Annotated in this window: 19 protein-coding genes; 6 read left to right on the top strand and 13 right to left on the bottom strand. The window is 36.9% G+C overall.

Annotated features, from left to right (window positions below; genetic code table 11):
* Window positions 1-39: 39 nt before the first annotated feature.
* The 5 genes from hppD to B8967_RS15380 all read right to left on the bottom strand — a co-directional run bounded on the left by hppD (window position 40) and on the right by B8967_RS15380 (window position 6,795).
* Complete coding sequence (gene hppD, locus B8967_RS15400; protein WP_084086673.1) at window positions 40-1,170, bottom strand: 4-hydroxyphenylpyruvate dioxygenase; 1,131 nt, start codon at window positions 1,168-1,170, stop codon at window positions 40-42.
* A 237-nt stretch (window positions 1,171-1,407) separates the two neighbouring features.
* Window positions 1,408-2,199, bottom strand: a complete 792-nt coding sequence (locus B8967_RS15395; protein ID WP_084086672.1) for a hypothetical protein — start codon at window positions 2,197-2,199, stop codon at window positions 1,408-1,410.
* Between the two features lie 136 nt (window positions 2,200-2,335).
* Complete coding sequence (locus B8967_RS15390; RefSeq protein WP_047493911.1) at window positions 2,336-3,610, bottom strand: acetyl-CoA hydrolase/transferase family protein; 1,275 nt, start codon at window positions 3,608-3,610, stop codon at window positions 2,336-2,338.
* Between the two features lie 199 nt (window positions 3,611-3,809).
* A complete protein-coding gene (locus B8967_RS15385; RefSeq protein ID WP_047493914.1) occupies window positions 3,810-5,321 on the bottom strand; it encodes a succinate CoA transferase in 1,512 nt (503 codons plus the stop codon).
* A gap of 322 nt (window positions 5,322-5,643) precedes the next feature.
* Window positions 5,644-6,795, bottom strand: coding sequence for a homogentisate 1,2-dioxygenase (locus B8967_RS15380; protein ID WP_047493917.1), 1,152 nt, complete (start codon window positions 6,793-6,795; stop codon window positions 5,644-5,646).
* A 123-nt stretch (window positions 6,796-6,918) separates the two neighbouring features.
* On the opposite strand from B8967_RS15380, the gene B8967_RS15375 reads away from it, so the two are divergent.
* The gene (locus tag B8967_RS15375; RefSeq protein ID WP_084086671.1) at window positions 6,919-8,988 is read left to right on the top strand and encodes a TonB-dependent receptor plug domain-containing protein; all 2,070 of its coding nucleotides are present in this window, start codon (window positions 6,919-6,921) and stop codon (window positions 8,986-8,988) included.
* The gene (locus tag B8967_RS15370; protein ID WP_084086670.1) at window positions 8,985-9,446 is read left to right on the top strand and encodes a thioredoxin domain-containing protein; all 462 of its coding nucleotides are present in this window, start codon (window positions 8,985-8,987) and stop codon (window positions 9,444-9,446) included. The genes B8967_RS15375 and B8967_RS15370 overlap by 4 nt, the downstream gene beginning before the upstream one ends.
* 270 nt (window positions 9,447-9,716) lie before the next feature.
* On the opposite strand, the gene B8967_RS15365 is transcribed toward B8967_RS15370, so the two are convergent.
* Together B8967_RS15365 and B8967_RS15360 are read right to left on the bottom strand one after the other, a co-directional pair.
* A complete protein-coding gene (locus B8967_RS15365; protein WP_084086669.1) occupies window positions 9,717-10,193 on the bottom strand; it encodes a cupin domain-containing protein in 477 nt (158 codons plus the stop codon).
* A gap of 3 nt (window positions 10,194-10,196) precedes the next feature.
* The gene (locus B8967_RS15360; protein WP_084086668.1) at window positions 10,197-11,186 is read right to left on the bottom strand and encodes a quinone oxidoreductase family protein; all 990 of its coding nucleotides are present in this window, start codon (window positions 11,184-11,186) and stop codon (window positions 10,197-10,199) included.
* A gap of 169 nt (window positions 11,187-11,355) precedes the next feature.
* Here B8967_RS15360 and B8967_RS15350 point away from each other — a divergent pair, with 169 nt between their 5' ends.
* Window positions 11,356-11,745 carry a winged helix-turn-helix transcriptional regulator gene (locus tag B8967_RS15350; protein WP_047493989.1) on the top strand — a complete coding sequence of 130 codons (390 nt, stop codon included), beginning with the start codon at window positions 11,356-11,358 and terminating at the stop codon, window positions 11,743-11,745.
* 66 nt (window positions 11,746-11,811) lie between these two features.
* On the opposite strand, the gene B8967_RS15345 is transcribed toward B8967_RS15350, so the two are convergent.
* From B8967_RS15345 to B8967_RS15330, 4 genes are all read right to left on the bottom strand, one after another.
* Complete coding sequence (locus B8967_RS15345) at window positions 11,812-12,666, bottom strand: glycine betaine ABC transporter substrate-binding protein (RefSeq protein WP_084086666.1); 855 nt, start codon at window positions 12,664-12,666, stop codon at window positions 11,812-11,814.
* A 1-nt stretch (window position 12,667) separates the two neighbouring features.
* Entirely contained in the window at window positions 12,668-13,495 is an 828-nt protein-coding gene (locus B8967_RS15340) for an ABC transporter permease (RefSeq protein WP_047493936.1), read from the bottom strand.
* A 1-nt stretch (window position 13,496) separates the two neighbouring features.
* Window positions 13,497-14,747 (bottom strand): quaternary amine ABC transporter ATP-binding protein, encoded by a 1,251-nt coding sequence (locus tag B8967_RS15335; RefSeq protein WP_084086665.1) that lies wholly within the window; start codon window positions 14,745-14,747, stop codon window positions 13,497-13,499.
* Window positions 14,748-15,287: 540 nt separating this feature from the next.
* On the bottom strand, window positions 15,288-15,653 hold the full coding sequence (locus B8967_RS15330; RefSeq protein ID WP_047493942.1) for a DUF1304 domain-containing protein: 366 nt from the start codon (window positions 15,651-15,653) through the stop codon (window positions 15,288-15,290).
* Between the two features lie 65 nt (window positions 15,654-15,718).
* Here B8967_RS15330 and B8967_RS15325 point away from each other — a divergent pair, with 65 nt between their 5' ends.
* From B8967_RS15325 to B8967_RS15315, 3 genes are all read left to right on the top strand, one after another.
* The gene (locus B8967_RS15325) at window positions 15,719-16,291 is read left to right on the top strand and encodes a Crp/Fnr family transcriptional regulator (RefSeq protein WP_047493945.1); all 573 of its coding nucleotides are present in this window, start codon (window positions 15,719-15,721) and stop codon (window positions 16,289-16,291) included.
* Window positions 16,292-16,354: 63 nt separating this feature from the next.
* Window positions 16,355-16,783 (top strand): DoxX family membrane protein, encoded by a 429-nt coding sequence (locus B8967_RS15320; protein WP_228406213.1) that lies wholly within the window; start codon window positions 16,355-16,357, stop codon window positions 16,781-16,783.
* A gap of 7 nt (window positions 16,784-16,790) precedes the next feature.
* A complete protein-coding gene (locus tag B8967_RS15315) occupies window positions 16,791-17,234 on the top strand; it encodes a carboxymuconolactone decarboxylase family protein (RefSeq protein ID WP_047493948.1) in 444 nt (147 codons plus the stop codon).
* Between the two features lie 266 nt (window positions 17,235-17,500).
* On the opposite strand, the gene B8967_RS15310 is transcribed toward B8967_RS15315, so the two are convergent.
* The gene (locus B8967_RS15310) at window positions 17,501-18,469 is read right to left on the bottom strand and encodes a cyclase family protein (RefSeq protein ID WP_143330531.1); all 969 of its coding nucleotides are present in this window, start codon (window positions 18,467-18,469) and stop codon (window positions 17,501-17,503) included.
* Between the two features lie 78 nt (window positions 18,470-18,547).
* A complete protein-coding gene (locus B8967_RS15305) occupies window positions 18,548-19,531 on the bottom strand; it encodes an aldo/keto reductase (RefSeq protein ID WP_047493995.1) in 984 nt (327 codons plus the stop codon).
* Between the last annotated feature and the right edge of the window lie 146 nt (window positions 19,532-19,677).

The following is a 19,677-nucleotide window of genomic DNA, read 5'->3' as shown; positions in this document are numbered from 1 at the left end:
GACTTTGCATCCTGACAAAACTTAGTATATACTGTAAAATTAAAGATTTCCTCTTCTGTCCTGTTCTCTTTCCAGTGCTTCAAATAACGCTTTAAAATTTCCGGCACCAAAACTCTGTGCACCATGTCTTTCAATGATTTCAAAGAATAGGGTAGGGCGGTCTTCTACAGGCTTGGTAAAAATCTGAAGTAAGTACCCTTCTTCATCATGATCAATAAGTATACCTAAATTCTGTAATTTCTTAAGATCTTCATCAATATGACCTACTCTTTCAGGAACCATATCATAATAAGCTTCAGGAGGAGCGGAAAGGAATTCTACCCCACGTTTTTTTAATTCCGTGACTGTGTGGATGATATCTTTTGTAGCAACAGCAATGTGCTGTACCCCTTCTCCTTCATAGAAATCAAGGTATTCTTCTACCTGAGATTTCTTTTTGCCTTCTGCAGGCTCATTGATAGGGAATTTTGCAAATCCGTTTCCGTTTGACATTACCTTAGACATCAAAGCAGAATATTCTGTGTTGATCTGTTTATCATCAAAAGAAAGGATATTCACAAATCCCATTACTTTTTCATACCATTCTACGGTAGGAATCATTCTGTTCCAGTCTACATTTCCTACGCAGTGGTCTACATACAACAAACCGGCTTCTTCAGGGTTGTAGTTGCTTTCCCATTTTTCATATCCTGGCATGAAAGCTCCTTTATAGTTTTTTCTTTCAATAAACATGTGAATCGTTTCTCCGTAAGTATAGATTCCGGACATTCTTACTTCACCATGCTCGTCAGTAAGTGTTACAGGCTCTAAATAGGGCTTTCCACCTCTTTTTGTAGTCTCTTCAAAAGCTGCATAGGCATCATCTACCCAAAGTGCCAAAATTTTTACTCCGTCACCATGTTTTTTTACGTGCTCACTGATTGGAGAGTCAGACTTAAGTCCGGTAGTTAAGACCAATCTTATTTTTCCTTGTTGAAGAACATAAGATGCACGGTCTCTTACTCCTGTTTCAGGACCCGCATAAGCTACAGACTGAAAACCGAAAGCGGTTTTATAATAATGGGCAGCCTGTTTTGCATTTCCTACATAAAACTCAATATAATCTGTACCGTTAATCGGTAAAAAATTCTCTGCTTGAGCAATTTTTTCGGCAAATGTTAGTGTTGACATGTTTTCTTTTTACTTTTATTTTATTGGTATGCAAATTACAAAAATCTTGGACATAGGGAAAATAATAAACAGAAATCCTGGTGTTTATTTAACATAAAGTTAAAGAAGAGTTCATTTAAGTATATTTAAGTTTCTTAGGTTTAGAATGGACCTCCTACATTTGTAATACAAAAGACAAGTGAAAAATAATATTTCGAACATGAAAGCCGCAGAAGATTTTCTGCGGCTTTCTTATTTTTATAAAACTTCTATTTTCCTGTTTAAGCTTCCTGCATCAGGATTGTAATTATCCCAGATCTTCCAGGTGTCATCTACCTTTCTGATAAAGTAAATTTGGGTGCTCAGCTGATTGACAAAATGCTCTTCGCCGGTTTCTCCTACTTTGAACAGAAGATTCCAGAACTCCTGAGACTCCAGTATTTTTTTATCAGGTTCATCTGTAACAATGTGGATGTCAAAAACTTCGTAATTGGACCGATTGTTTTTTGTGACCAGTTGAAAATCTTTGTCACACAGCTCTTTACTGTATAATGATGCCCTTTCTAAAAAAGGGGAATCGTTAAATACCAAATCTTTAAAGATATCGGTATTATGATTAGGAAACTGTTTGTAAAACTCAAAAGCGGTGGCACAGTAATCATAAACCATTTGGGTTAGAAATGAATGATCATCGGCTTCCTTATCTTCCTGTTTTTTATGCCTCATAGAAAGAATGTAATCATTAAGATCTTTGTATCCCAGAAAGATACATATCTTGTCCAGAGTTTTTAAAAATCTGAGATCGCTATGGGTTTTGTCCTGGTAATCGTTTTCAAAAAAACGTTGTAAAGTAACATGTGAAATAGTATTTCCTATTTCAAATTTTTTCCCTCCCTTCAATTCTTCAGCCTCAGATAATTCTTCTTTAATAATTTCGGAAAGGATAATATAATGGCTTCTTTTCCATTCACTCACATTCCCCAAAACAGAATTCCTTACCTTCGAATGCTTTTCAACTTCTTCTCGTATCGAATTATATATCGTTTTCAATTTCCTTGTTTTATAATGATTTTATCAAATATACTGCCAAAATGTTAATGTTTTATAATGATTCATGGAGTCTGGCATGGAAAAATTTTTTTGATTCTAAATAAAAACAACATTTAAGAGATTATCTGTTTGATTATTAATGTTTAAATCTTTCGAAAGCGGCTCTTTCCAGCATTTCTCTGTCATCCGGATGCGCAATACTGATCAGCTCTTGTGCCCTCTGGCGAAGGTTTTTACCATAGAGGTAAGCAGTTCCATATTCCGTAACTACATAGTGAATATGCCCCCTGGTAGTAACTACCCCTGCTCCCTGTTTAAGATATGGGACAATTCTGGAAACTCCTTTTCGGGTTCTTGAAGTGATGGCAATAATTGGTTTTCCGTCTTCACCCAATGCTGCTCCTCTCATAAAGTCCATTTGTCCTCCGATACCACTATACTGCATGGTTCCTATAGAGTCGGCACATACCTGGCCGGTAAGATCAATCTCAATAGCTGAGTTAATGGCTACCATTTTTTTATTTTTCATGATGTTAATGGGGAAATTAACTTCGCTCACATCTCTGAATGCAAAAACAGTGTTATCATCTACATAATCATATAATTTTCTGGTTCCAAAGCAGAAACTTGTGATGGTTTTATTGTCGTTATAGCCTTTGTATTTGTTGTTAATTACATCATTCTGAATAAGATCAATGACTCCATCACTGAGCATTTCGGTATGAATACCTAGATCTTTATGATTGCCCAGGCACTTTAAAACGGCATCGGGAATTGTTCCGATACCCATCTGAAGGGTAGACCTGTCTTCAATAAGTTCGGCTACGTTTTTTCCTACAAGCATTTCTTCAGGACCTACTTTTGAACCATAATCTACTGTGGGAAGCTCTTCTTCATGCCATACGAGCTTATGAATTCTGCTGATATGGATCATTCCGTCTCCATGAGTTCTCGGCATTCTAGGGTTAACGATTGCAACGATGATTTTTGCGGTATCCACTGCTGATCTTGCAATATCTACAGAAGTTCCCAACGTACAGAAGCCATGTCTGTCAGGAGGTGAAACGGTTATTAAAGCCACATCCAGAGGCAGTATATTTTTTCTGAATAAAATAGGAATTTCGCTGAGAAATACGGGAACAAAGTCTCCTCTGTCTGAATTGACAGCATCCCGAACCGGTGTGGAAACAAATAAAGAATTGACAAAGAAACTGTCTTTATATTCGGGTTTTGCAATTTCTACATTTCCCTGTTGGGTAATAGAAACCATTTCTACATTTTCCAACCGATGAGATTGTCTCGCCAGTTCATCAATAAGGTAGTTAGGAGTACATGCACTGCCATGGAAAAATACCCTGTTTCCACTTTTTATAGTATATATTGCTTCTTCAGCGCTTATGTAATTATGCATATTTTTTTTTTTTGATATTAATTTTTTATCTCATAAAACACCTGTCTTCTCTCAAAGATAAGCTTTATCGTCTTTACTTATTCTAAATATTTCAGGCGAATTAGAAGATTTTTATCATGTTAAACATAAAGAATTTAAAGAAAAAGCAAAAAGACCGGATGCACTGCATTCGGTCTTTTTATAGGCTAGAATTAATTTCTTAATTTAAAATAGGAGCTTCAGTTTTCTGTTTCATACTTCCTGTTTCAGAAAATCGCAAATGCCAGCTAAAGGCTTCTTCAAGTAAATGAGGAGTGTGGCCACCTCTTTCACAGGCTCTGTCAAAGTAGGACTGCAGCTCTTCTCTATAATCAGGATGCACACAGTGGTCAATTATTTTTTGAGCCCTTTCTCTGGGAGCTAAGCCTCTTAAATCAGCCAGCCCGATATCGGTAACCAAAATGTCAACATCATGCTCTGTATGATCGGTATGAGAAACCATTGGAAGCACATGGGAAATATTGTTTCCTTTGGAAGCAGCCTGAGTTACGAAAATACTTAAGTAAGCGTTTCTTGCAAAATCTCCGGACCCTCCGATTCCGTTCATGATTTTTGTTCCGCCAATATGGGTGGAATTTACATTTCCGTAAATATCAAATTCAATTGCTGTATTGATAGCAATGACTCCTAATCTCCTGATCAATCCTGGAGTATTGGAAATATTCTGGGGTCTTAAAACAAATTTTTCTCTGTATTTTGAAAGGTTTCCTAATACTCTTTCATAGCATTCCTGAGAAACCGTAATGGAAGATGCAGAAGCAAAACTTAGTTTACCGGAATCAATGAGATCAAAGGTACTGTCCTGAAGCACTTCAGAAAACATAGTAAGGTCATAAAAATTACTGTCCTTAAATCCTGTAAGAACGGCGTTGGCTACTTTACCAATTCCCGCCTGAAGAGGAAGTAATCTGTCTGTAAGACGTCCCAGAAGAACTTCATTTTCAAAGAAACCCAGGAGGTGCTTTGCAATAGCAGTTGTTTTTTCATCCGGTTCCGCAATATCTGCAGGGCTGTCTTTAAGGTGGGTAAAAACAATAGCCTCAATTTTGTCAGGATCAATAGGAATACTTTTTCTTCCGATTTTGTTCCATGGAGCGACAATAGGAATAACGTTTCTGTAAGGATAATCTTCAGCCTGGTAGATATCGTGAATACCATACACTTCCTCAGGAACTTCGGTATTGATCTCGATGATGACTTTTTTGGCCAATGCCGCAAAAGTGACTGAGTTTCCTACAGAAGTTGTAGGGACAATGCTCCCATCTCTTTCAATATAAGCTGCTTCAATCACCGCCAGATCAATAGTCTGTAGGTTTTTAGTGTGAAGCAGTTCGGCACTTTCACTTAAATGCTGATCAATGAAGAGAATTTCGCCATTATTAATCTTATTTCTTAAAATGGGATCTACCTGGAAAGGCATCCTTTTCTTTAATACATTAGCTTCTGCTAATTTGCCATCGGTACCATGTCCTAATGAAGCTCCGGTCATTAGAGTGACCTTAATATCTTCAGTTTTTCCTCTTTCAGCTAATGCCGGCAAAATTGCTTTGCTGTCACCTGCTTTTGTAAAGCCGCTAGATCCTATGACCATACCGTCTTTAATCATTTTTACAGCGTTTTCAGCTGTTGTCACTTTTTGGTGTAGACTTTCTAATCTGATTCTTTCTAACATGTAATCTTGATTTTGTGGTAACCACCATTACTTAGGATGCGTTATGAAAAATAATGGTGATTATAAATGTTAACCATCTCTCACAAATTTACGAAAAAAGACCCTTTAAATAAAGCATTCAAAGGGTCTTTTATATGTATTCAGCAGTACTTTTTATATGAAATTGTTTAGGCTCTTTAGTATGAGATACATCTATTAGAATTTTTAACTCAAAACTTAAGATTCAACGTGGTTAAAAGTCACAGAACCTGTGTTTTAAACATTTTTATGAAACTTAAGGGCTATTCTTCTTGTTCAGCCTAAAGAATTAAAATCATTTCAATTATTCCAGCCATGAAGTTTTGTATGACGGATCTTCCACTTTCAAAGCTTCTTCTGTAATTTTCAAAGGACGGAAAGGATCTACCATTACGGCATATTCTTCAGTAAATTTTTTACCAATACTTCTTTCCATAGCCCCTGGGTGAGGTCCATGTACAATTCCTCCCGGATGAAGAGTGAAATCCATCAGGTCAATGTGGTTACGGCTCATAAAGTCTCCTTCTGTGTAGAACAAAACCTCATCAGAATCAATATTGGAATGATTGTAAGGAGCCGGAATAGCCATTGGATGGTAATCATACATTCTGGCACAGAATGAGCACACTACAAAATTATGAGCTTCAAAATTCTGGTGTACCGGTGGGGGTTGGTGAATTCTTCCTGTAATAGGTTCAAAGTTTTTGATATTGAATTTATAAGGATAAAAATATCCGTCCCAGCCTACTACATCAAATGGATGTGTTGCATAGATGAAGTCTGTAATCTGGTTTTCTTTTTTTACTTTAATTAAAAATTCTCCCTTTTCATCTTTAGGTTCTTTGAAAACAGGAGCAATCATGTCTCTTTCGCAGAACGGAGAGTGTTCCAAAAGTTGTCCGAATTCATTTCTGTATCTTTTCGGAGTATAGATAGGAGAGTGGCTTTCCAGAACAAAGAACACCGTATTTTCAGACTGTAATTCCACCTGATAAATGGTTCCTCTCGGAATGATAAGATAATCACCAGTTACGAATTCAAGATCTCCTACAAATGTTTTTAAGATACCGGCTCCTTCATGAACGAATAAAAGCTCATCACATTCGGCATTTTTATAGAAATAATCCATTGATTTTCTCGGCTTTGCCAATCCCATTTTCAGGTCATTATTCATCAAAAGGATCTTTCGGCTGTCCATAAAATCATCTTCAGGAGTGACATTCATTCCCTTGAACATTCTTGGGGTAATATTTTTTTCTACCGCAATTTTCGGTGTCACATCCTTAGGCTCCCCAATTGATTTTATCTGTGTAGGGCGGTGAATGTGGTATAGCAGAGAAGAGATACCGTGAAAGCCTTCTGTTCCGAAAAGCTGTTCATAGTAAAATTTATCTTCCGGAGACTTAAAGATGGTATGTCTTTTTGGTGGGATGTTTCCCGATAAATGATATCTCATTTTACTTTTATATGTAGTTTCTCAAATTTAATCATTTTTCACGAATTGACTCAACCAAAATATTCAACATAGTGTTTCGTGTTTCAAAAATAATTGTTAGATTTGTCTAACAATTATAATTTCATGAAACGAATATTATTTTCTATTACTTTTTTATCATCCTATTGTTTCTCTCAGGAGACAGACAGCTTAAGTTTACATCAAAATAAAAACATAGATTCAACCAGAATTTCAAAAAGAGAAATTAAAACCAGCAGTATTGAAGATGTAGTGGTTACCGGAACCATAAAACCGATGAGCAGATCCAAAAGTCCTGTGGCAGTAGAGATTTACAGCCAGAAATTTTTCCAGAAGAACCCTACTCCAAGTATTTTTGAAGCCATTGCTATGGTAAATGGAGTAAAACCTCAGCTAAACTGTTCCGTTTGCAATACGGGGGATATTCACATCAATGGACTGGAGGGTCCTTATACCATGATTCTGATTGACGGAATGCCTATAGTAAGTTCGCTTTCTACGGTATATGGTCTAAGTGGAATTCCGAACAGCCTGGTGGATAGGATAGAGGTGGTAAAAGGTCCGGCTTCTTCTATTTATGGTTCTGAAGCCATGGGCGGAGTAATCAATATTATTACCAAAAACGCATTGACAGCCCCAAAATTGAGCGTGGATCTGATGACTACGACATGGAGTGAGAATAATCTGGACCTCTCTACAAAGTTTAATGTAGGGAAAAACGCGGCGTCCTTGCTAAGTTTAAATTATTTCAGTTTTCAGGAAAAAATAGATCAGAATAAAGATAATTTTACCGATACCACTTTACAGAGCCGAATTTCTGTTTTTAACAAATGGAATTTTAAAAGAAAAGAAAACCGCCAGGCGAGCTTTGCTATGAGATATCTATATGAAGACCGTTTCGGAGGAGAAATGCAGTGGAATAAATCCTACCGGGGAAGTGATGAAGTATATGGAGAAAGTATTTATACCAACAGAGCAGAGGTTTTCGGTTTGTATGAATGGCCTATGAAAGAGCATATTGTCACTCAGTTTTCTTACAATTATCATGACCAGAATTCTTTTTATGGAGCTAATCCATTTAATGCACTTCAAAAAGTGGCTTTTGTACAAACGTATTGGGACAGAAGTTTTGGGAAACATGATATCACGGCCGGACTTACCTTCAAAAGAACTTTTTACGATGATAATACACCGGGAACGCTGGGAGCAGACGGAATCACCAATGCACCGATGAAGTCTCCGATCTGGGGAGCATTTATTCAGGACCAGTGGGAAATTAATGATAAAAATACGCTGCTGTTGGGCTACCGATATGATTATGATAAAGTACATCACTCGGTGCATTCCCCAAGATTAGCATGGAAATTTTCACCGAATCCTTACCATACTCTGCGTTTCAACTTTGGAACGGGGTTTAGGGTTGTGAACTTGTTTACCGAAGATCATGCAGCCTTAACGGGTTCCCGTGAAGTGGTCGTAAAGTCTGATCTTAAACCTGAAAGGTCGGTTAACGGAAACCTGAACTATATCTGGAAAATTCCTATGGGTACCCGTATGGTGAATCTTGATGCTTCTGCATTTTATACCTATTTCAGTAATAAAATTGTAGGTGATTTTGATTCTGATCCTGATAAAATTATTTATGATAATCTTCATGGATATGGAATTTCAAGAGGAGCTTCCCTGAATGTAGATTTCAGCTTCAGCTTTCCTTTAAGTGTCAACTTAGGAGTAACTTATCTTGACGTATATCAGAAATTTGATAATGAAAATCAGAAAACACAACAACTGCATGCTCCAAAATGGAGCGGAACCTATAACCTGACGTATAAATTCCCAAGTAATCTGACGGTAGATTTTACCGGGCAGTTTTATGGTCCCATGAGACTTCCTGTTTTACCTAACGACTTCCGTCCCGAATATTCACCATTCTATTCTTTGGCCAATATTCAGGTTTCAAAAAGCTTTAAATCCGGCTTTGAAGTGTATTGCGGAGTGAAAAATTTATTCAATTTTACTCCCAAAGATCCTTTAATGAGACCGTTTGACCCATTTGATAAACATGCTGATGATCCCATCAGCAATCCCAATCATTATACTTTTGATACGGCTTATGGGTATGCTCCTATGCAGCGTATCAGAGGGTTCCTGGGAGTAAAATATACTTTGAAATGAAAAAATTAGCTTTATTTTTAATGTTAGTGCCCTGTTTTTATCTGTCTCAGATGAAGACAGGCACTTTTTCTGAAGTAGAGGTTTTGCAAAAAGAAGATGCCAGGCCTACTGTCATTCATCTTTATACAGACTGGTGTGCGGTTTGTAAAATTGAATCTTTCCGTTTGAGCAAAGATAAAGACCTTGTTACAATGATGAATGACCATTTTTATTTTATCAATTTTGAAGCAGAAAAGACAAAAGAAAAAATTTATTTTCAGGATCATGAGTTTAATTATTTAGCCAATGGGAGCTCAGGAATCCATGAGTTGGTACTGGCATTGTCAAAAAATAAAGATCAGCCTGTATATCCACTGTGGATCATTCTGGATAAAAACCAAAAATTGGTCTATTATCATGAGGGACAGTTTACTGCTGAAAAAATGAAACAGAAGCTGTTGGAAATTTCTGCTTTGTAAGTGGGTGGTTTTTGTTGGAAAACGCAAGGGCGCAATTTTTTCTTTTTATTATGCTTTAAGGTGCAAGGATTTTAGCTGTGATAAAATTGTATATTCCTAATACTATATTTGTAAATCCTTGCTGAAAACCTTTGATTTCTTGTGCCTTTGCGTTTGCCCAACCTTAAAAGTTTTTTTCATTTCCCGCAGATTTTTTCTTTAACGTATTTTGAAATTAGTGAGAACTACTTCAATCTTTCAATTTTTAAATAATTAAATCTTTCAATTATTCTACCCCTGAGCACTTGCATCTATTAGCACTGCCAGCTGAATACACGGTTCGTTTGAGCGGTTGCTCCAGGCATGATTGGTTCCTCTCTGAATGACAATATCTCCCGGTTTCAGAAGTGTTTCGCCTTCTTCCATGATCAGGTAGAGTTCACCGGAAAGAATAATAATATAATCCAGTGTCGGTGTCTGATGCATCATCGGATGAGGTTCATTCTTTTTCCATTCTATCCCCAGACCTTTATCCGGAGGTACCACTACATATCGAAAGTAGGTTCCATTCTTTGGCGTTTGCGGAAATCCGGTATTAGGAATTGGGGTTTCAAAGTCTAAGCCTGCCGGCGTTTGTTGGGTATTCCATACATCGGAAATAATAAGTCCGGGGAAATGTTCTACTGCATTTGCTACAGGCTGATCTTCGATAATAACAGATTTTCCGCTTTGAATTCCTGTTACAATGCGTCTTGGTATTTTATTCATAAATTAATGTTTCATAATGAGTTTATGGCCCTGGGCCTGATTGTTTTTAAGAAGAGAATGAGCCTGAAGGACCGTTTCTAAGGATAAATTCCCTATAGTTTTATATTGCGGAGGAAGAATAGCTCCGCTCTCAATAAGTTTTGATATTTCCTCCAAGCTATTTTTGTAATATCCATAATCTTTCACCATACTGTAGGTGTAATTGGAGATATTCATAATCAAACTTCCTTTGTTGAAAAGGTGCTCATGGGCCTCTTTAGTCACCAGGGCGGTAACGTCTACATAAGCTCCGTTGATCTTTAATACATTGGCCGTGACTTCTGACATATGATTGCCTACCAGGTCTATCCCAATATCGAAAGACTGACCCTTATTTGCTTTTAAAAGGTTTTCAATAAGGTTTTCCTCTTTATAGTTGATGATTTGATGGCTTTCCAGCCCCATATTGAGAAGGATTTGTCTGTTGGCTTCACTGCCAACCGTTGCAATGATCTTCCGGATATGATTAGCCAGTAATAATTTGATCAGGAAAGAGCCTACCCCTCCTGTAGCGCCTGTTACAAGAATGGTATTTTCGGGGTTTAATTGTAACCGTTTAAAGATCTGCAGAGATGTAAGGCCAGCGGATGGGATAGATGCGGCCTGTTCAAAGGATATATTTTGAGGTTTGAGAGAAACAATGGCTGCCGGAACACTGATATATTCTGCATAGGTTCCGTTGCTGCCCATAGAACCACTTCCTGAGAAAACTTCATCTCCAACATTGAATTCAGAGACCTCCGTTCCTTTTTCTACAATAACTCCGGACAATTCCCGGCCCAATATTGGTGAACTGATCAGTTTTCGCTCCAGTTCATTTTCCAGCATCTGATAATCGATGGGGTTGAAGCCACTTGCTTTGATCTGAATTAAAACTTCATTACTTTTTACCTGTGGTATTTCTATATTCCCATCTTCCAGTTGGAAATTTTTATTTAAAATAACTACTTTCATATGTTGATATTTTTTTTTTAAGGTCATATGCAATCGCAAGATCATCTGTTTGCATTTGAGAAATCATAGCGATTTCACCCCGTTCATTTGATACACAAATGTAAAGAGGGAATAGTTTATATTTGCTACTAGTTAACAAATGGTAACTAGTTACCTTCATGAAACTATTATGGCAAAAATCATTGAAAACGGAATAGAAAGAGAAGCGAGCTGCACGGAAGAATTGTTCGCGATGCGTGATAGTCTGGATGTATTAGGCGGAAAATGGAAACTGATGATCCTGCGATACCTGACCAACAGGCCTGATCAGAAAATTCATTTTAAAAAACTGGAGCGCAGCATTGAAGGAATTTCTGCTAAAATGCTGAGCAAAGAACTGAAAGAAATGGAAATCAACCTTCTTATTACGAGGACGATTCAGGATACAAAACCCATCACTGTTACTTATGCTGTTACCGAATATGGGAAATCGGTATTTCCGGTGACGGAGACATTGGTTAATTGGGGAATACTCCATCGGGAGAAGATCAAAGAATCCATGAATTCTTCTGAATCATAGATGACAAAAAAATCCTCAGACTCCTGAAGAGTTGAGGATTTTAGATGGGGTAATAGTACCGGTCCGTTACTTTTTATCTAGCCATAATTTTACCAGTTCAGGATGTTCTTCCACCCATTTCATGGCAGTGGCTTCCTTATTTTTACTGTGTTCCATTTTGAGTAAAAGATCAGCCATATGTTCATCATCAAAATGTACTTTAGCAAAGAATTTGGTCAACTCCGGATGATCTTTACCAAAGCTTTTTCTGGCGTAAGTTTTAATCTGTTCAGCTTCACCAAATACCTTTTTAGGATCATGAAGAAACTTAAGTTTCATTTTTCCAAACATCCAGTGAGGTTGCCATCCAGCTACAACAATCCATTGTTTACGTTGTATGGCATTCTGTAATTCAGTGATCATGGCAATGGTAGAAGAGTTGATTTGTTTATAATCCAGTGTATAGTCGATAATAGCCTGATCTGTTCCGGATGTCAGTCCTGCTCCTTTCTCAATTCCAATGATTCTGTGATTGAATTGATCCTTATGCTGATTAAGCTCTTCAATGGAATTAACAGGAATGTATTCCGGGACTACCAATCCTATACGGCCGCTATCATAATTTGTTCCTATATTCACTAATCCCGGAAACTTAGCTACCTTTTTAGCGTGCGTGTAAGGTAGCCAAACTCCCATAAAAAGATCCGTATCTTCATTATTCATCGAAGCCAGAATCATATCTGTAGAAGCTTTTTGAATAATAACATGATATCCCTGCTGATCCAAAATAGCTTTGGCAACATGCGTCATGGCAACATCTTCTGCCCAGCCATCTACCATCCCGATGGTGATATATTTAGAGTTTTTTATATTTTCACATGAATTCAATATAGAGCATATTCCCATTAAAATTGGAAAAAATATATATTTTAAATTTTTCATCTTATTGTTTTTTCTTTACAAATCCTTGAGTAATCCGGTCGAGGATAATAGCTAAAATCACAACGGATAATCCACTTTCAAATCCTAATCCGATATCCAGATTATTGATTCCTTCCAGTACTTTTTCACCCAAACCGCCTGCAGCAATCATTCCTGCAATAACGACCATAGATAAGGATAACAGTATCGTTTGATTGATCCCTGTTAAAATCGTTTTCATGGCTAAAGGAAGTTCTACTTTAAATAATATCTGGCGGTTGGTAGCTCCAAAAGCCCTCGCTGCTTCCACAATATCTTTCGGAACAGCTTCAATTCCCAATGTCGTTAACCTTACGGCTGGTGGCATCGCAAAAATAATCGTTGCAAAAGCCCCCGGAACTTTACCGATACTGAAAAATAATACAGCCGGAATCAGGTAGACAAATGCGGGCATTGTTTGCATTAAATCCAGTAATGGGCGGATAATTTTTGCGGCTATTTTGCTTTTGGCAGCCCAAATTCCTAAAGGGATTGAAATGATCAATGCAGTAATAGTTGCTACAAAAATAAGGGCAAGGGTTTCCATGGTTTCTTTCCATAATCCCATTAAAAATATTAAACTCAATCCAGCTACAGTCACCACAGCGATGCCTTTTCCGGCTTTCCATAATGCCAATAGCGTAAAAAAGAGAATGATAACATAAAAAGGAGTGTTTACCAAAACCCATTCAATCCCCATAATAGAGGAGTTTCCTACATGTTTTATAATATCAAATACAGGTTTTCCATTTTCTGTGAGCCAATTGATTGCAGTTTCTACATATTGACCTATATCTATAGTTTTATTCATCTTATTGATTGTTTGCGATTTCTTTTAATTCAATGATCTCTTCTTCGTTAAACTTTGTAGCTTCTATGATGAGAGATAGCTGGGTGATAAGACCTAAGAATTTATTGTTTTCATCTACCACGGCAATGGCTGATTTACTTCCGGAAATTAGCGGTAACATTTCTTCTACAGTCACCTCCGGATAAACGGAAGGAACGTTGCTGTTGATAACCGATTCTACCGTGGGTTCTTTTTTCTTTGCAATTCTGACGATATCATTAAGCGTGACAAACCCCAGAAATTTATTTTGAAAATCTACAACAGGTAAGTTTTCTAAACCTGTTGCTCTCATTTTTCTTAAGGCACCTTCAGGTCCGTCTTTTCTAAAACGCACTACTGTAGCTTTGTCAAACATCAAAGATTTAGCGGTAATAATTGTTTTACGATCCACTTTCTCTACAAAGGCTTTTACATAGTCACTGGCAGGATTGGTTAAAATATCCTCGGCTGTTCCTATTTGTTCTATGACACCATCTTTCATAATGACGATACGGTCTCCAATTTTAATGGCTTCGTCCAAATCATGTGTAATGAAAACAATGGTTTTTTGCAATGTATTTTGCAATTCAAGCATTTGATCCTGCATTTCAGATTTTATCAAAGGATCCAGTGCGGAGAAAGCCTCATCCATCAGCAATACTTCAGGGTCGTTGGCCAAAGCTCTGGCTAATCCCACTCTCTGCTGCATTCCTCCTGAAAGTTGGGAAGGAAACTGGTTTTCGAAGCCGTTTAATCCCACAATATCCAGTGCTTTCTGAGCTTTTTCATCACGGGAAGCTTTATTTTCTCCCCTGATTTCCAGGCCGAAACCTGCATTGTCTAAAATAGTATGATGGGGTAGTAATCCAAATTTTTGAAATACCATACTCATTCCCGTTCTTCTTACTTCCAGAAGCTCTTTATTGTTTTTACCGGTAATATCATCTTCATTGATAAATACTTTTCCTGAAGTGGGCTCATTCAGCCTGTTAAGACAGCGTAGTAAAGTGGATTTTCCACTTCCTGATAATCCCATAATCACAAAGAATTCACCTTCATAGATTTCAAAACTGGCTTTGTTGATTCCTACCGTGCAACCTGTTTTTTCAAGAATTTCCTTTTTGGAAAAACCTTTGTCTAAAAGTTCCTGTGCTTTTTCTTTGTTTTTGCCAAAAATAATAGTCAGATCTTCAACTTTAAGTTTTACTTTTCTACTGTTTTCATTTTTTTCCATATTCAGAATTTTTCAATTAATAAATGATATAAGAAATTGTAAACCAATTTATTATTATGCCTTTATCTTAGTTGTTCTGTTGATGGTAATAGTAAAAAACATCTATATAAGCTTCTGGTGATAGAAGCTTTTCACAAAAAAATAAAACCATAAAGACCCCAGGCCTTATGTTTATTTTAAATATGTCAATAGATTATACTCTAGAAAAAGAGTGTATCATGTAAAAAGAAATTAATCTTTTACATAGATTCTACAATTAAATTATTGATGAAGTAATTAAAGATATGTGTACTGAACAACTTGAATTTCTACATTCCATCAAAATGCAGATCAGCATAAAAAATCTGTATATCAATTTCTTATGACGGTGCAAATTTACAAATTTTATATTAAATGGATTTTTTGAGCCTTAAGAAGCTGGTTTTAAGTCTAATGATGGAACAAGATATTCATAGCAATTTTACCCTTATCATTCAAGATAAAAGAGCACTTACAGAATCAATATTTTTAAGAAAATTTTTTAGAATATGGGCGATGAAATTATTTCAGTAAAACAGCAATAATTGCCAGTATTGCGGGAAGTGCCTGTACAAAAAATATCTTTTTGGTAGCAGAAATCGCCCCATAAATTCCAGCTACAGCTACACATCCTAAAAAGAATAATGCCACATTATCCTGCCATTGAGGGTCTTTGATCAGAAATGACCAGATGAGTCCGGCAGCCAGAAAGCCGTTATACAGGCCCTGATTGGCTGCAAGCCCTTTAGTCGGCTTAAACATTTCTGCAGGCAGTGCTGCTTTGAAAACTTCTTTACCTTTTGTTTCCCAGGCAAACATTTCCATCCAGAGAATATAGATATGTTCTAACGCAACAACTGCTATTAGAATTTTAGCAATGAGTTCCATGATTTACGATTTTGTCATTGTAAAACTAAAAAAATAAAGTTAAGTTTGAGTATTTAAATCTAAAGATGGATAGTTTTAAGATACATTTAGACAAATTTATCAGTGTAACCGAAGAGGAATATGTTTCTATTCTTTCTTTTTTTAAGGTACTGGAAGTCAGAAAAAAGCAAAACTTAATGCTTAATGGAGAAATTTGCAAACATATGTATTTTGTCAATAAAGGCTGTCTAAGAAAATTCTTCATCAATGAAAAAGGGGTAGAGCAAACTACTGAATTTGCTATAGAAAACTGGTGGATCACAGATACATTTGCTTATGAAAGACAAATACAGTCTGATTTTTCTATTCAGGCAGTGGAACATTCTTCTATTTTGGTCATTGATCTGGAAAACCAGGAGCTGTTACTGCAGAAACATCCTATTATGGAGCGCTATTTCCGAATGATTTATCAAAGAGCTTATGCTGCATCAGAGAGGAGAATACGATATTTGTATGAAATGTCCAGAGAAGAATTATATGTTCATTTTAGTACATTATACCCTTGGTTTATTCAAAGGATTCCACAATATCTGATCGCTTCCTTTTTAAATCTTACTCCGGAATATCTCAGCGAAATCAGAGCAAAATTACGATCTTAAACCAGTTTAAGTTTTTTACCATTTATAATTTGGAAATTTGTCATGTTATTAAAAGCCAATACAATGACAGATCAACAGAATCAATTTCCGCAGTTATTTTTAAGATTAGCACTTTCAGTGACTATGCTCTCTGCAATAGCAGACAGATTGGGTTTTTGGGGTACCAACGCTGCATGGGGAAATATGGCCAATTTTGAGGCATACACAAGAAAACTGACATTTTTTCTTCCCGAAGCTTTAAGTACTGTGTCGGCATATGCTGCAACATGTTTGGAAATCCTATTTCCACTGATGCTGATTTTAGGTTTTAAAACAAAAATTGCGGCATATGGAAGCGGTTTTCTCTTGTTGATTTTTGCGGTGTCAATGACTATTGCATTGGGGATCAAAGCCCCTCTTGACTATTCTGTTTGGGTAGGATGTGCAGGTGCATTTTTATTGGCTTCTCAGCAACAATATTCCTTTAGTATAGATCAATTAACCAAAAAATAATATCATAATGAGCGCAAGATTAAATATTGCAACAGTAGATTCAGCAGCGTATAAAGCGATGATGGGATTGGAAGGGTACCTACAGACTATTTCTTTAAACCACATTCAGAAAGAATTAATTAAAATCAGGGCTTCACAGATTAATAAATGTGCTTTTTGTCTTGATATGCACACGAAAGATGCCATTAAATATGGTGAAACCCCTCAAAGAATTTTTATCCTTGACGGGTGGAGAGAAGCCAAAGATTTATTTACAGAAGAAGAGCAGGTACTTTTGGAAATGACAGAAGAGATCACTTTGATCAGCCATGCAGGTTTGACAGAAGAGACTTTCCAAAAAGCCAAGTCAATTTTTGATGAAAATCAGATCGCACAGATCATCATGGCTATTGTAACCATTAATGCATGGAACAGAATTGCGGTAAGTACTCATCTTCCGATTGCAAAATAGAAATAAAGTAAGAAAGCTGGAAACATGGAGAAGGAAGTTCATGAGGTCGGTGTCACTGCTTGTCGTTTACTTTGTAAAAGAGCTTTTCAAAACTGAAAAGCTCTTTTTATGTAAACACAATGAGGCGGAGTGGTCCTTGTCAGGTATTAATTCTAAAAATAAATTCTATGGGTTAGTCTTATTTTTTCAAAACACGAATCACTTTGTCTCACTGTTTATTACAGCATATTATAAGTTCCTTTATTGCTGAGAAATACGTAATGAATTTAATAGATAGCTACAGGGTTTACATTCACCTGAGTAGATCCTACATATAAAGGTTGTCCCAGTACAAACAGAAACTCCCATACTTTTTGTTTTACCAATGGGCGGCTGTCAATCAGTTCCAGATTGTAGATTCCTTTTTTGGCGAGCATAAATTGGTTGATTGGAAATTCTTCCTTACTTTTTGGATTTGGATAGACTTCTGAAGCCCACGTATCACCACCAAAAGCAACGATTCCCTGATCTGCAAGCCATTTTGCGGCTTCCATCCCGATCCCCGGCTCTGTTTCCAGAAACTTTTTATTGTCTTTACCTATCAGTTCAAGCCATCCGGTATTGAAAAGAATGATGTCTCCTTTTCTTAAACTCAGTCCCTGTTTCTTTAAAACTGATTGAACATCATCTACGGTAAATTCTGTACCTCCCGGAACGATTGATTTTCCATAATGAGCGGTCATATCAAGGACTATACCTCGGGTAACAAAAGGAGGAACTTTTTCGACTCCCAGTTTTTTTACACCTTCTACACTTACAAAATCGGTAGCTTTATTTCCGTTGTAGTAGATATTGTCAATACCGATATGCCCAATACCATTAAGCTGTGTTCCCACTCCGGTCCAGCCGTTTACCAGTTCATCATTGAAGGTGAATTTATTGGGGCCTATACTTTTTCCGGCCTGTTCTCCGGGTTGGATATTGTATAAATTGAAACTTCTGTGTCTGAAAGCGGGAAGATTTTTATCAATAGGAACAGCAAGAGCAAGTGTTTTACCTTGTTTTACCAGTCCTAAAGCTTGTTTTACTACCTCAGGGGTCAACAGGTTAGCGGCTCCTATTTCATCCTGTGCCCCGTAAGCAGAAGGGTACCACGATTGATCTTCAGGATTGACCAGGGTTTGAGCCTGTAATGTTACGCTGTTTATAGTCAATAGGGTGACTAATCCGAACATTTTGATCAGATTCTTTTTCATTTTTTTTATGATTTATGAGGTAAGAGAAATGAAGCTGGAAGTTCTTATCAGTATGTTGATCGTACTTCCAGCTTTATATTATATTTCGCTCAAAGCAGAATTGATAACGTTCAATTCTTCCTGTGAAAGATCAATAGACATTGTCTTTGCATTTTCGATAGCTTGCTGAGCATTTCTTGCTCCTGCCAATACTACGGTGATTGCAGGTTGCAGCGTTGTCCATCTTAACACCAGCTGAGAAAGGCTGGCTCCTTTTTCCTGAGCAATAGGTTCTATTTTTTCTAAGAACGTTTTTACTTTATTTACATCAAATTGGGAGAAATAACCGTTTCTGTGGTCGTTGTCTTTTAATTTGTTTTCTTTGAAATATTTACCTGTTAAAAGACCTCTTTCCATAGGACTGTATACGATAATTCCTGAATTGTTTTCCAAAGAATAAGGAACAAGATCATTTTCAATACTACGGTTCAGCATACTGTAAGAGACCTGGTTGCTTGCCAGTTTCAAAGTTCTGTTGGCTTCCTCCATCTGAGCTACACTGTAGTTACTTACTCCTGCAGAACGGATTTTTCCCTGTTGGATTAATAGTTCCATGGCTTCCATTGTTTCACTGATCGCAGTAGTGCTGTCCGGCCAGTGAAGTTGTAAAAGATCAATATAATCTGTACCTAATCTTTTTAAACTTTCTTCAACTTCTTTGATGATATTTTCTTTGGAAGCTAGCTTATAAACAGGGATTGTTTTCCCTTCGTCTTCAGCATCAAAGAAAAATTCTCCTTTGCCATTGTTGCTTCCGTCCCATACTAAACCAAACTTTGTAAGTAATTGGATTTTTGAACGGTCTTTCCCTTTGATGGCTTCCCCGATCATTTCTTCACTCAATCCGAAACCATAGAATGGTGCAGTGTCGATAGAAGTTACCCCGTGATCCAGCGATGCATGAATAGAGTTTATAGAATCCTGTTTTTCATTACCTCCCCACATATTGCCACCGATGGCGAAAGCCCCGTGTGTGATGGTTGATAATTCTAAATCTGTATTTCCTAATTTTCTATATTCCATTTTTTTTATTTTAAAATTTTGTTTATCCCTATTAAAACCACTCCTTCAAATCTTTGATTTACCACCTCTAAGGAAGAGAGAGCTCTTACAGTTTTAATTGTGACAGTAGTAAAGGTTTTTGAGAGTACTTAAGTACTTCTTAAGTG

Source organism: Chryseobacterium sp. YR221, assembly GCF_900176315.1.
In the GTDB taxonomy this organism is placed as follows: domain Bacteria; phylum Bacteroidota; class Bacteroidia; order Flavobacteriales; family Weeksellaceae; genus Chryseobacterium; species Chryseobacterium rhizosphaerae.
The sequence above is the reverse complement of the archived record's forward strand: the minus strand, read 5'-3'. Positions and strand labels throughout refer to the sequence as shown.